Origin of the sequence: Candidatus Sulfidibacterium hydrothermale, assembly GCF_020149915.1 — a bacterium.
GTDB lineage: Bacteria > Bacteroidota > Bacteroidia > Bacteroidales > F082 > Sulfidibacterium > Sulfidibacterium hydrothermale.
Genome location: NZ_CP083760.1, coordinates 2,994,102 through 3,007,837, shown reverse-complemented (window position 1 = coordinate 3,007,837; position 13,736 = coordinate 2,994,102). Strand labels below are relative to the sequence as shown.

Genomic DNA, 13,736 nt, shown 5'->3' with positions numbered 1-13,736 from the left:
GTATGGCGGGAGTAGACAAGAGATTCTTAACCTTTATTTTTATCCTTTTTGCCGGAACCGTATTCGGGCAACAGTTTAATCCGCCCGGTGTCGATTCGGTGGTAATTACCTTTACACAACCTCCGTTGGCTACGGTTCAAAAAGCGCCCTTACTTTACAATAAGGCTTTTGCGATGAGCTTTCAGATGGATGATGCTTTGAGTGACATTTATGAAAAAATATATCCTGTTTTTCAGGGAACCTCCACTACGCCGGGATTGACTTTTACTGACGGATGCGGCCGTTTGATCACGTTTAAAATGTCCACATCTCTCTATATATTTAGCAGTTACAATAACACCGATATTCTGAATCCTGATGATCCGTATCATGATCCGGGAAAATTAACCTGGACGCAATTGGATACGATGTATCGTCATCACTGGGGTATTGAAAATCACGGACTTTTTGATAATCCGGATGTTTCATCTCCTGAAAAAATAGAATATGCCTTTCAACGGACCCGGAGCTATACCCGCCGGAAAATCTCTGATTCAGTGACATTTAAAAGTTTTGTTATTCCCAACGGACTGGACATCTATGTGGATTATCTCTCCCGGAACCATTATTATGATGCCATTAATCAGGGGCAGGACAACAGCTGGATAGGATATGGCAATATTGGTTTTGATGTGGAAAGTGATACGATTGACTGGTTAAAACCGGTGAAAATAAACCGGCTGTTTACTTACAGTAATTTTAAAGAGTATGCTGATTCGTTGTACAACGAAAGTAAAAGGGGAAAACACATGTGGCTGCTTTCCGGAATGCATCTCATCCCCTCGGTTTTTCTTGATGAAATGAAAGAAATTGACCGTACTTACGGCAGTTCGGGAAAAGATAATATTTTGTTGACCACAGATGATCGTATATTAAGCTATCTGGTTGTAAAACAAGCAGTACAAATTCACAAGACGATTCGGAATAACCGGATGACAATTACTTTTTCCGGAGATGTCCCGTCCGATTTGATGTATTATACACTCACCCTGAATGTGTATGCAGATAACCCGGTAGAAAAAATAGAAGTCTTTGGCACAGAAAATTATGATTATGCCGGAGTCGGAAAAGATACTGCACTGATTAATTTATCCTGGGATGGCCGGTATTATTATCCGGCAGAAATGCTGGCCGATTCATTTACACGGCAGGCTATGACCACCGGTTCTCAATGGAAAGCGCTGGTAGCCATGGATTATGTCATGAAGATGCCTTCCGGGCCTCAGAAAATAGCCTTGCAGGATTCGCTGTGTTCTTTAGATCGCAGTGGATGGAGCATTGATTATGATGCCGGATTTTGTAATCTGGTAAAATTGGGGCCCGATACGGCAATTTGCCCGGGAGATACACTTTCATTGTCAGGTCCTGACGGAATGCAGGAATACCAATGGTACCGGAATAACGAACCTTTTAGTACGGCATCTGCTGTAACCGTTTCGCCGGATACGACTACCGATTATGCCCTTGTGGTGAAAGATAATGCCGGGAATGAAATGAGTGATACCATTCACGTAACGGTTTTTTCTGTTCCCGAAGTTTCTCTTGGCTCCGATACAGCGGTTTGTGCCGGTTCTTGCTTTTCTTTGTCGGGGCCCGTTGGCTCGTATCAATATTTATGGAGTACCGGCGATACAACATCAACGGTAACGCTTTGTCCCGAAAGCGATACAACCGTAAAATTAACCGTGAAAACAGCAGACGGCTGTTTGGTTTCGGATTCGGTAAAGGTGACTTTTCATAAGCCTCCGGTGATCCGTATTGCACAAGACAGCACGTCTTATTGTTTTGGCGATACGGTGTTTCTGTCCACAGAAACAAATGATTCCGCATTGACTTTTTTATGGAATACCGGAGATACCACGGCTTCGATCGCTTTTTTGCCACAGGTTCCGGATACGACATATAAATTTGATGTGCAGGCCCGGTCGGTGTATGGTTGTCAGGCTGAGGATTCTGCCCGTATTTTTGTATATCCTGAAATTCCGGCATTTAGTCTGGGGCCCGATACGGGAATCTGCCCGGGAAATTGTATCTCGTTAAAAGGATTGCAGGGAAATTATGCCTACCGCTGGAGTACCGGCGATACGACATCGGCAATTACGGTTTGCCCTGTTTCGGATACGGTGATTTCTTTGACCTTGTTTACTCCGGAAAAATGTTCGGCATCAGATACCATTCAGATCGAGCAATACCTTTTGCCCGATATTGACATTCCGCAAGACAGCCTGACGAGCTGTTTTGGTGATACTGCTCAAATCCATGCGGAATCCAGTACTCCCGGTGTCTCTTTTTTGTGGAATACGGGAGATACAACAAATACGATAAAAGTGGTTTCTCCTTTTCCGGATACTGTGATGACTTATACGGTAAAAACCCTTTCTGCACAGGGATGTGTAAATACCGATTCGGCACAGCTTTTTGTTTTCCCGGCTGTGCGTGTAAAAATGGATACCTCGGTTTTTAAAGCCTGTGAAGGAAAACCGGTAACTATTTTCTGTTCTGCTGTTCAAGGCGAATTTAAGGACTACATCTGGTCTTTTGACGGAAACGATTATCAAACCGAAGCCGATTCTTTGGTTCTTTACCAGCCGGCTGTTTCCGACTGGGTCCGGGTAAGAGCTGCCGATGCGCATGGTTGCACGGCTACCGACAGCACTTTTCTGCATACCATACGTTATCCGGATATCATCATCCCGGCAGATACCGGAATTTGTCAGGGCGACAGCCTTCATGTTGTGGGGTCGGGAGGCAAAATCTTTTATTGGTTAAACGGAAAAGATACTTTGTCAAAAGATTCTGTTTTGCAGGTGATGCCTTTGCAAAATACGGTTTATGAAGCGGTTAGCGGAAATGATCCGCTTTGCTTGTATACAGATAATTTGAACGTAACGTTATTCCCGTTGCCCGAAACAAAAATTGTGCAGCAAGATACGGCTGCATGCCTGAATACCCGTTTCCGGCTCTCCGCCGAAGGCGCCGAACATTACTTGTGGTATCCGGGAGGCGTAACCAGCGATACTTTTTCTGTAATGCCGCAGGATACCATGACGGTTTATTTGTGGGGAACCGACGAAAAAGGATGTAAAGCAAAAGATAGCCTGTTGATTGCTCCGGCGCCTTTGCCGGAAGCGAATTTTTCCGGGTTGATGCCCTCGTATTGCGAAAATGATCCGGCGGTCGTATTAACCGGATTTCCGGCTGGCGGATTTTTTTCCGGTAACGGAATGCATGATTCTTTGTTTTCTCCCAAGCAGGCCGGTCCCGGAAATCATGCGGTTTCTTATGTTTTTATTTCACGGGAAGGCTGCGTGGGGAAATCCACAAAAGAAACTTTTGTTTACGGACCGGTTCCCGCTATTCATCTGGTACCGGCCGATACGACCCTTTATCCGGATGGCTCGGTGCAGTATGATGCCGGACCGGGTTTTGATAGCTATTACTGGACAACCGGCGCTGTAACCCGAACAATAAAAGTGAATTATGGCGATTTCCCGTTGGGTACCACAACCATTCGCGTGGTGGGAATTACCGGAGGCTGTTCCAGCGTTGACAGTGCCGTGATCACTTTTGCCGCTCCGGCCGGGATGATAAACAGTAAAACAGAAAAAATTGCTGTTTTCCCCAATCCTGCCCGCCGTGAGATTTCCGTTGTTTTTCCGGGAAACGGAAAACCTTCTCTTTTGGAGATCTTTGATATGACAGGACGAAAATGGATTGAAAAACGGCTTCCTGCCTGTTCGGGAAGTTGTAAAACAACCTTGTTTCTGCCCCGGTTAAAGCCGGGATATTACTCGTTGTGGATACATAATTCGTCCGGTTCTTACTTTTCCAAAATAATTGTTCAATAAAAATTACCACCTTTGCACAAAATTTGAAACGATGAAAATTATAGGAATAGGAAACGCCCTGGTGGACGTATTAACACAATTAGAAGATGACCGCCTGCTGGAAGAACTTGGTCTTCCGCGCGGCAGCATGCAACTGGTCGATGCAGAACGCTCGGCAAAAATTCAGGAAAAAAGTAAAAATCTGAAAAAAACAATGGCCTCGGGCGGTTCGGCTGCCAACACCATTCACGGACTGGCTAAACTGGGAACAGAAACCGCTTTTATCGGCTGCGTAGGAAAAGATGAAACCGGCCGCTTTTTTGAAGAAGATTTGAAAAACAGCGGCATCAAGCCCGTTTTGTTTTATTCTGATTCGCCTTCGGGTATTGCCAACGGAATGATCTCGCCCGACGGCGAACGTACTTTCGGTACTTTCCTTGGTGCAGCCCTGGATCTTTCGCCCGAAATGCTTTCGCAAAGCCATTTTGAAGGTTATGATATCCTTCATGTGGAAGGCTATCTGGTACAAAACCATGAACTGCTCGAAACCATTTTGAAACTGGCTAAAGCTGCCGGACTGAAAATATCGTTGGATCTTGCCAGCTATAACGTGGTGGAAGACAACCTAGAATTTTTGCAGGAGATGGTAAAAAACTATGTGGATATTGTCTTTGCCAACGAAGAAGAATCCAAAGCGTTTACCGGTAAAGAACCGGAAGAAGCATTGGATGCCATTGCTGATCTGGCAGATATTGCCGTGGTGAAAATTGGCAGTAAGGGATCGATGGTGAAACAGGGCGAAACCGTAACCCGTATTGTTCCCATCAAAGCCAAAGCAGTAGATACTACCGGCGCCGGCGACTTGTATGCTTCCGGATTTTTGTATGGACTGGCCAACGATCTTGGCTTTGAAAAAGCCGGCGCGATCGGCTCGCTGCTTTCCGGTACGGTGGTCGAAGTGCTGGGTGCTAAGTTTGGCGAAGAGAAATGGACCGAGATAAGAGAAAAAGTGAAAGCACTGTAAGAAAATTAACCGATTTGTCCTTCTGAGCGTAGCGAAGAATCTATTTTAACTATTGCCAGTTTTTTTGAGATCCTTCACTTCGTTCAGGATGACAGTGAAAAATACGGGTAAAATACTGAAAATCAACCACTCATCACTCAACATTCATCGTTCATCGTTTCCCAATGACCAAGTTAAAAATCCCAAAAAACAAAAAAACAAATCGCAAAAAAATCTCAAACCCTAAACGCAAAACACAGAACACAGAACGCCAAACTGCTTAAAACCAACCAATCATCCAATGACTAATGACCAAGCGAGAAATCCCCAAAGACAAAAAATCAAATTCCAAAAAAAACAACTTCTTTTGTCCTTCTGAGCGTAGCGAAGAATCTATTTTAACTATTGCCAGTTTTTTTGAGATCCTTCACTTCGTTCAGGATGACAGTAAAAGTGTGGTAAAATACTGAAAATCAACCATTCATCACTCAACATTCATCGTTCATCGTTTCCCAATGACCAAGTTAGAAAACCCAAAAAACAAAAAGACAAATCGCAAAGGAAATCCCAAAAAACAAAAAAGCAAATCACAAAAAAATCTCAAACCCTAAACGCAAAACACAGAACGCCAAACTGCTTAAAACCAACCAATCATCCAATGACTAATGACCAAGCGAGAAATCCCCAAAGACAAAAAATCAAATTCCAAAAAAAACAACTTCTTTTGTCCTTCTGAGCGTAGCGAAGAATCTATTTTAACTATTGCCAGTTTTTTTGAGATCCTTCACTACGCTGCGCTCCGTTCAGAATGACAATGAAAATATGAGTAGAATATTGAAAATCAACCAATATCAATAACTAATAACTTTTTCCCATTCATCACTCATCATTGACATCAAACATCCTCCATCCTCACATCCAAACAACCTCTGAGATCCTTCACTTCGTTCAGGATGACAGCGGAAATACAGGTAAAATACTGAAAATCAACCAATCACCACTCGCCACTCACCATTCACTATTCACTATTCACTATTCACGCTCACCACTATTCGTCATCAGAGATGAAATCAAGGTCAATATTTGTTTTTCCGTCATAAAATTGTTTATAGTATTCTCGTCCTATCTTGATTAGTGTTTTGTCCTCATCTGTAAATACAGAACCTTTTGCATTCATTACACTATTAGTCCAACTAACTTCTCTGTATCCAAGTCCTCTTAGATCTTCGTGAACAAAAACACTGTATTCTGAGATGAATTGACTGCTTATTGCATATATTACAGGATATACTTTTCCTAATGGGGTAGAGTATTCTCCTTGATAAGCGTCTGTGGCGTAGGAGCCGTTGTAGATGAAAATTCCTTCTTTTCCTTTGACACTGGTTTCGCTTTCTTTGAATATGAATGCACTGTCAGTGTCTTTTTCGAATTGTTTGAACCAAGCCCTGTATTGTTCTCTGTCGGATTCAGTAACATATGTTGATAGGTTAGTATCGTTGTCGAAACTAAAAGGTATTGTGTCTTGGTTGGTGTTTTCTCCGCAGAATTGCCTGATGTGTGTGGCGCTGGTTATTGGGTTTCTTGCAATCAAGTAAGCGTTGTAAACTCCGAAGATAGTATCTGTTGTGTTTAAAGGAACGTCACTTGGTGTTTTGTAACCGCTTACGCTTAGTAATGAGTAGTGGCTTGTGGATCCGTGGATGTTAAGCGTTAATGCTGTTCCTTGTGGAATGTTTTTAAAAGTGAATACTCCGTTTTCGTCCGTAGTGTCTGTGGCGAATACTGTGTCTGCTACTATAATGTTCGTTATGATGTTTTCCAAAGGTTTCTTGGTTTCTAAATCTCTTACCGTGTCTATCAGCGTTACTTTACCTGGTGGTAAAGGTTGTAAGTAAACAAAGACTGGATCGTTTTTTCCGTCTTTTAGCGTTACTTCTGTGCTGTCCGTGAAAAAACCATCCTTAACCCATTTTATCTTGTATTTTGCCCTGATTTCCGAAGGCGGCAACTTGTTACTGATTCTAACTGGGAAGTTATCATAAATAAATCCGCTTTCATTTGTTTTAATGTGATAAGTTGTATCTGGAGTTTTATCTGCAATACTATCTGGGGTAATTTCTAATTCTGTAATATCTGTAATCGATTCTCCGGTTTCTTTGTTTCTAATTCCAATAAAAACTTGTCCCCAGGTGGTGTCTACTGGTAAGGGTGTTAGTTTTATTGTTTGTGTTCCGTTGTCGCCTTCTGTGAGCGTGAATGCTGCACTATCCGTCTTGTAACCGTCTTCACTCCATTTTAATTGATACTTAGCGTTTATAGGATCTTGTTTAGAGATGTTACTAATCCAGACCGGAACTTTGAAACTGATGCTTCCATCCGCCTTGGTTTCCATCTTGAATGTGGTGTCGGGGGTGTGGTTGAACACACTATCCGGTTTAAAGTATAGAATAACATCTTCTAAACCCATGTTGTTTTCATCAACCGCTTTAAAGTTACCCGTAGCCCAAAGCGTATCCAACGGCAAAGGTTCCATCGCAATGGTCTGCGTTCCGTTATCGCCTTCATGAAGACTCAGGCGAACACTGTCCGTTTTATACCCCTCCTTACGCCACTTCAACCAATAATAAGCCACTTCGGAAGCCGTACTTTTAAAGCCGAAATCAGCAGATTTAAAAGCATTATCCGGCACCTCACCACGCACATTCTTTACAACCCCATTTGTTTTGATAAACTTACCGGAAGACACCACCCCTTTATCACCCACCACCCGGTAAACATACAAACCGTTACTTTGGTTCCTCAGGTTAACAAAAGCATGACGTCCTGTAATTTCTTCCACGGTCACCAGCAGACCATTGGCATTAAACACCAGAATTTTAGCATGGACAATCACCGGAGAGATAAAATTAAATCCGCTGCCCGAATGAGGGAAAACCCGAGCATTAAGCACCGGGAAAAGGCTTATTGCATCAGCGGAAGAGATTTTCACCGGCAGGGAAAAGAAAGCGGTACCGGCCTCATTGGTTTCCAGTTTCCAGACGGTATCGGCAGGCACCCCGGAGACAGAATCCGGAGAAAGGGACAAGACAACATGAGCAAGGATTTGTTTGGTTAATTCATCGGCAGTAGCAATATATCCGTAACCGGTTACCGTATCTTCCGCATTGGCATATTCATCATCATCAGGCAAAGCAGAAAGCGAAGAAACAGCAGGGGAAAACGCAAAGGAAAGCATCACACTGCAAAGGAGAGCCAAACGGACAACAAAGAGCAAAAGTTTACGGACGGGTTTCATAGTAACGAATCAAAAAAAAAAAATCACAAAAAACAAACAACAAAAAACAAAATTCAAAAAACAAAACACAAATAACCAATAACCAATGACCAATCACCACTCACTACTCACCATTCACCAATCACTAAATCACCAAATCACCAAAACCCCACATGGCCAGTGACAAAAATAAAGTGAAAACATCAATTTTCAAAACGGGGAAAAGGAAAGTTCAAATGAAGCACCAAAAGGCAAAAGACAAATCGCAAAGGAAATCGCAAAAAACAAAAGACAAATGACAAACGAAGTTCCAAAAAACAAATTCCGGAAAACCCCCAAACCCCAAACGCATAAACTACTCAAAATCAACCAATGACCAATTTATTCATCATTGACATCAAACATCCTCCATCCAAACATCATCCATCTTCCATCCAAATATCCAAACGGGGTGGGTGGGCGGGGCATTGCGCGAGGACGCGGGAAGAAGAAAAGGCGAAGTTGCGATGGGGTGAAAATCTCCAAAAGACAAAAAATCAAACTCCAAAAAAATCTCAAACCCTAAACGCAAAACACAGAACACAGAACGCCAAACTGCTTAAAACCAACCAATCATCCAATGACTAATGACCAAGCGAGAAATCCCCAAAAACAAAAAGACAAACACCAAAAATCAACTTCTTTTGTCCTTCTGAGCGTAGCGAAGAATCTATTTTAACTATTGCCAGTTTTTTTGAGATCCTTCACTTCGTTCAGGATGACAGTAAAAGTATGGTTAAAATACTGAAAATCAACAATTCACCACTCGCCAAATCACCAATGACCAGTTAGAAATTCCAAAAAACAAAAAGACAAATTCCAGAAATCAACCGATTTGTCCTTCTGAGCGTAGCGAAGAATCTATTTTAACTATTGCCAGTTTTTTGAGCTCTTTCACTTCGTTGCGCTTCGTTCTCCGAAGTCACGAAGCGATGCCTTCGGCAGAGTCCTTCGGACAGGAGTAAAAATTTTTTGGAGAGGAAAAGATTTCAATCTTCAATTTCGTCATTTAAAAATTTCCATTCAGGATTAAATTCATTGATTAATTTCTCCTTTTTTCGTCGTACCCATCCTTTTATTTCTTTTTCCCTGTCAATAGCGTGTTGAATATATTCAAAACGTTCATAATAAATAAGATGGTAGCAATTGTATTTGCCTGCAAAAGAAGTTTTAGTAGTTTTTGCATTTTCCTCATGTTGTTCCAGCCGATAAGGTAAATTGTTGGTTACGCCGGTATAAAGTACGGTTTTATTTTGGTTGGTTGTAATGTATACAAAGTAGTTATGGGTTCCTATAGGTTTCATTTTTCGTTGATTAGAGGATGTTTACAAAAATAATATTTTTGAGATTCTTCACTTCGCTGTGCTCCGTTCAGAATGACACTGGAAATAGATATAAAATACAGAAAATCAATCGTTCGTCGTTGCAGATGACCAGGTTAGAAATCCCAAAAAACAAATCACAAGCAAAATCCCCAAAGACAAAAATTAATCATAAAAAAAAGAGACTGCCTTTTGGAAACAGCCTCTTTTCATCTGAGGTACCGAGCGGATTCGAACCGCTGTATAAGGTTTTGCAGACCTCCGCCTAGCCACTCGGCCACGGTACCCTCTAAAAACGGACTGCAAAAATAAACAAATTTTTGATTTTGTTATGAATTTTTTTACCGGTGATTTTCGCTGCGGAATCAGGATTCAAATCATTCGTCTCCGTAATTTTTTTAATTTTGGCGATCAAATACGGGCCTGTAACCCCGGTGTTAAATAGTTAGAAAACAGTAAAAACGTGCATTCCGAACCTGATTATCATCATTCTGATCTAAGATTTCCCGAAGCGGCAGTCCCTTCCGGAAAAATCGCCTGGCGCAGTCCGTCAAACATTGCGCTGGTAAAATACTGGGGAAAAAAACCGGTACAAATTCCGCAAAACCCGTCTATCAGCTTCACGTTGAGCAAGTCGCGTTCCGAAACGGAAGTAGCCTATTCTCCGTCTGTTGCCGGAAAACCTGAGATGGAGTTTTATTTCGACGGAAACCGTCATCCGGTTTTTGAGCAAAAAACACTGAAATTCTTTGAAACGCTTTTGGATATCTTTCCTTTTATCGGTCAGTTGAAATTTGTTATCCGTTCCAAAAACACCTTTCCGCATTCTGCCGGTATTGCTTCTTCCGCCTCGGGAATGAGCGTGCTGGCCATGGTATTGTGCGATTTGGAACGTCAGTATTTCGGAACATTGCAAAATGAGGATGACTTTCGCCGCAAGGCTTCTTATGTGGCCCGTTTGGGGTCGGGCAGCGCTGCCCGGTCGGTGTACGGCGGACTGGTGATCTGGGGTGAGACCGAAGCCGTGGCCGGCACTTCCGATTTTTACGGTTTCCCGGTGAACGAAGGAATTGATCCTGTTTTTCAAAATTACCAGGATACCATTTTGCTGGTAGATGCCGGACAGAAAAAAGTTTCCAGCCGGGTAGGACACAGCCTGATGAAAACCAATCCGTTTGCTGCCGAACGTTTCCGGCAGGCTCACCGGAACCTGGCCGATTTGCTGAAAGCCCTGCGTACCGGCGATATGGAAACGTTTATCCGCATTACCGAGTCGGAAGCCCTGACGTTGCATGCCATGATGATGACTTCGCAGCCTTACTTTTTGTTGATGAAACCCAACACCCTGCAAATCATCGAAAAGGTTTTTGCTTTTCGCGAAGAAACCGGTTTGCCGCTATGTTTTACCCTCGATGCCGGCCCCAACGTGCATCTGCTTTATCCGGCTTCGGCTAAAGCAGACATCCTGCCGTTTATTCAAAACGAACTGACGGCATTTTTGAGCCCGTTGGGATTTATTGAAGATGAAGTGGGGAACGGTCCTGAAAAAATCCTGTAATGATGAAGGAGTGCAAGCGGTTTTATTCGAAAATCCTGTTGTTTGGTGAGTATGCGCTTATGGCGGGTTCCGAAGCGTTGAGTATTCCTTACAGCAAGTTAGAAGGGGCGTTCGCTTTTCAGCCGCAGCAACAGACGACCCTGGATTCGAACAGCCATTTGAAAAAATATGCCGCTTATCTCAGGCAGCTTTCGCAGAAAAAACATTTTTCGGGAAAACTGGATGTTGCGCAGTTCGAGAACGATGTAAACCGCGGACTTGTCTTCAACAGCAACATCCCGTCGGGTTACGGGTTGGGCAGTTCTGGTGCGCTGGTGGCAGCGGTTTACGACCGTTACGGACGGGATAAAATTCCGGCGGACGACCAGCTTTCCAATGAAAAACTGGCTGTGCTAAAACAGACGATGGCCGAAATGGAATCGTGGTTTCATGGCAAAAGTTCCGGGCTGGATCCGTTAATTTGTTATCTGCAAAAAGCGGTGAAGGTGGAAAGCGATAACCGCCTGAAAATAGTTGATTTGCCGCATTTTGAAACGTCGTCGGGCGGCGCGGTGTTTTTGCTTGATACGGAAATGACCGGCGAAACACAACCGCTGGTCCGTTATTTTGTAAAACAATGCGAAGACCCCGCGTTTTCCGAAAAACTGAAAACGGAACTGATTCCGTTGAATTCCGGGTGCATCCGTAGCTACCTGGCGGGCGATGCCCTTTCGTTGTTACCGGTTGTGGAAAAACTTTCGGCTTTTACTTTGCAGTATTTCCGGCCCATGATTCCCGAAAAACTGTTGCCTTTGTGGCAAAAAGGACTGGAAAACAACCTCTGTTCTTTAAAACTGTGTGGCTCGGGCGGCGGCGGAATGATGCTCGGGTTTACCCGTGATTTTGAACAGACGAAAAATTTCCTGAAACCGTTTTCTCTTCAGATAGTTCAGCAATTTTAAAAAGAAAATAATGACAAACTCACATCAAAAACATTCGGCAGACGAACTGAAAGCCATTTTTGAAGATTATCTTTTCACCAAAGGATATGAAGGATTCCCGAAGGTGTTGTATGAACCGGCTTTGCAGATCATGAAAATGAAAGCCAAACGGATTCGTCCGGTGCTGTTGCTGACCGCCTGCGAAGCTTTTGGCGGCGATATTTCCGAAGCCCTCGATACGGCCTGCGCCATTGAAACGTATCATAATTTTACGCTGGTGCACGATGATATTATTGACAAAGCCGATATCCGCCGTAACGAAACCACCGTTCACAAGGCTTTTGGCGTGAACAAAGCCATCCTTACCGGCGATGCCATGCTGCTGCATGCCATTCACCTGATTAACAAAGCGCCCCGCGATAAACATTTTGCTTTGATGACGGCTTTTGAAAAAGTAGCTGCCGAGGTGATTGAAGGAGAACAGTATGACGTGGATTTTGAAGATATTCCGGAAGTGTCGCTGGAGGAGTATATGAACATGATCCGGCTGAAAACATCGGTTTTGCTGGCGGCCGCATTGCATATGGGCGCCATTCTCGGTGGCGCATCGGCCGAAGACCAGAAAAACATCTATAATTTTGGGGAGAAACTCGGACTGGCTTTTCAGATAAAAGATGATTATCTCGATACGTTTGGCGACCAGAAAACTTTTGGAAAACGCATCGGCGGAGATATCCTGCAAAACAAAAAAACGTACCTGCTTTGTCTTTCGCTGACCAAAGCCGACGACGAACAACGCCGGAAAATTTTCGATCTTTTTGATGAAAAAGATGAAGAGAAGAAAATTGCGGAAATGAAAGCCGTTTATGAAGCCCTGGATGTGCACAAAGATACATTTGCCATCATGGAAAAATTTTACGAGGAAGCGCTGGCGTCGCTGAAAGCATTATCCATTGGGAAAGAACAAAGCGCGCGCCTTTTCGAGCTGGCCGAATCCATTTATAAAAGAAGTTTCTAACCGGGTTTTTATCCCGGATGGTGTTTGAGAATGGTGCCTAAAACCGGGATTGCTTCATCGTGCCTCCCCGCAATGACGGTTTCTCTTTTCAGGTCGGACCAGACCTGAAAAGTGGAAGGGAAAGGTGTGTTTACATTGAGCGAAGATGCTATTCACCACAAAGGAGTGCAAAGGACATCACAAAGTACCACTAAGGGAAATATTAAAGCGTTGAAAATCAAGTGTTCATCGTTCATCTTTCCCAATGGCTAGTGACTAATGACCAAGTTAGAAATCCCAAAAAGCAAAAAATCAAATGACAAAAAAATCTCAAATTCCAAAAATTAACTTCTTTTGTCATGCTGAACGCAGTGAAGCATCTATTTTAACAACCGTGATTATTTTTAGATCCTTCACTCCGCTGTGCTCTGTTCAGGAGGACAGTAAAAAACACAGATAAAACGCGAAAATCGACCAATCATCAATGACAAATAACTTTTCCCATTCATCACTCATCATTAATATCAAACACCTTCTATCCTCACATCCAAACATCCTTTGAGCTCTTTCACTACGTTTCGCTCCGTTCAGGATGATAGGGAAAAATACATATAAAACACTGAAAATCAATTGTTCGTCGTTCATCCTCCCAATGACCAGTGACTAATGACCAAGTTAGAAATCCCAAAAAGCAAAAAATCAAATCACAAAAAAATCTCAAATTCCAAAAATTAACTTCTTTTGTCATGCTGAACGC

The 13,736-nt window shown here is 43.0% G+C and carries 7 protein-coding genes and 1 tRNA gene; 5 read left to right on the top strand and 3 right to left on the bottom strand.

Translation table 11 applies throughout. The features are described from left to right. Nucleotides 1–2: 2 nt before the first annotated feature. Both LA303_RS12345 and LA303_RS12340 read left to right on the top strand, forming a co-directional pair. Nucleotides 3–3,887: a T9SS type A sorting domain-containing protein gene (locus LA303_RS12345; RefSeq protein WP_240525686.1), complete on the top strand. Its 3,885-nt coding sequence runs from the start codon at nt 3–5 to the stop codon at nt 3,885–3,887. A 31-nt stretch (nt 3,888–3,918) separates the two neighbouring features. Continuing rightward, the gene (locus LA303_RS12340; RefSeq protein ID WP_240525685.1) at nt 3,919–4,890 is read left to right on the top strand and encodes an adenosine kinase; all 972 of its coding nucleotides are present in this window, start codon (nt 3,919–3,921) and stop codon (nt 4,888–4,890) included. A gap of 1,027 nt (nt 4,891–5,917) precedes the next feature. On the opposite strand, the gene LA303_RS12335 is transcribed toward LA303_RS12340, so the two are convergent. The 3 genes from LA303_RS12335 to LA303_RS12325 form a co-directional block, all read right to left on the bottom strand. Beyond that, on the bottom strand, nt 5,918–8,164 hold the full coding sequence (locus LA303_RS12335; RefSeq protein WP_240525684.1) for a T9SS type A sorting domain-containing protein: 2,247 nt from the start codon (nt 8,162–8,164) through the stop codon (nt 5,918–5,920). 1,007 nt (nt 8,165–9,171) lie between these two features. Further along, complete coding sequence (locus LA303_RS12330; protein WP_240525683.1) at nt 9,172–9,486, bottom strand: GIY-YIG nuclease family protein; 315 nt, start codon at nt 9,484–9,486, stop codon at nt 9,172–9,174. Between the two features lie 234 nt (nt 9,487–9,720). Further along, nucleotides 9,721–9,791, bottom strand: a tRNA-Cys gene (locus LA303_RS12325). Between the two features lie 176 nt (nt 9,792–9,967). Here LA303_RS12325 and mvaD point away from each other — a divergent pair. Genes mvaD through LA303_RS12310 form a run of 3 tightly spaced genes read left to right on the top strand, consistent with a single transcriptional unit; the run spans nt 9,968 to nt 13,000 of the window. Beyond that, on the top strand, nt 9,968–11,062 hold the full coding sequence (mvaD, locus tag LA303_RS12320) for a diphosphomevalonate decarboxylase (RefSeq protein WP_240525682.1): 1,095 nt from the start codon (nt 9,968–9,970) through the stop codon (nt 11,060–11,062). Further along, a complete protein-coding gene (locus tag LA303_RS12315) occupies nt 11,062–12,003 on the top strand; it encodes a GHMP family kinase ATP-binding protein (protein ID WP_240525681.1) in 942 nt (313 codons plus the stop codon). Before mvaD ends, LA303_RS12315 begins: the two co-directional genes overlap by 1 nt. Before the next feature lie 10 nt (nt 12,004–12,013). Then, nucleotides 12,014–13,000, top strand: coding sequence for a polyprenyl synthetase family protein (locus LA303_RS12310; RefSeq protein WP_240525680.1), 987 nt, complete (start codon nt 12,014–12,016; stop codon nt 12,998–13,000). The last annotated feature ends 736 nt before the right edge of the window (nt 13,001–13,736 follow it).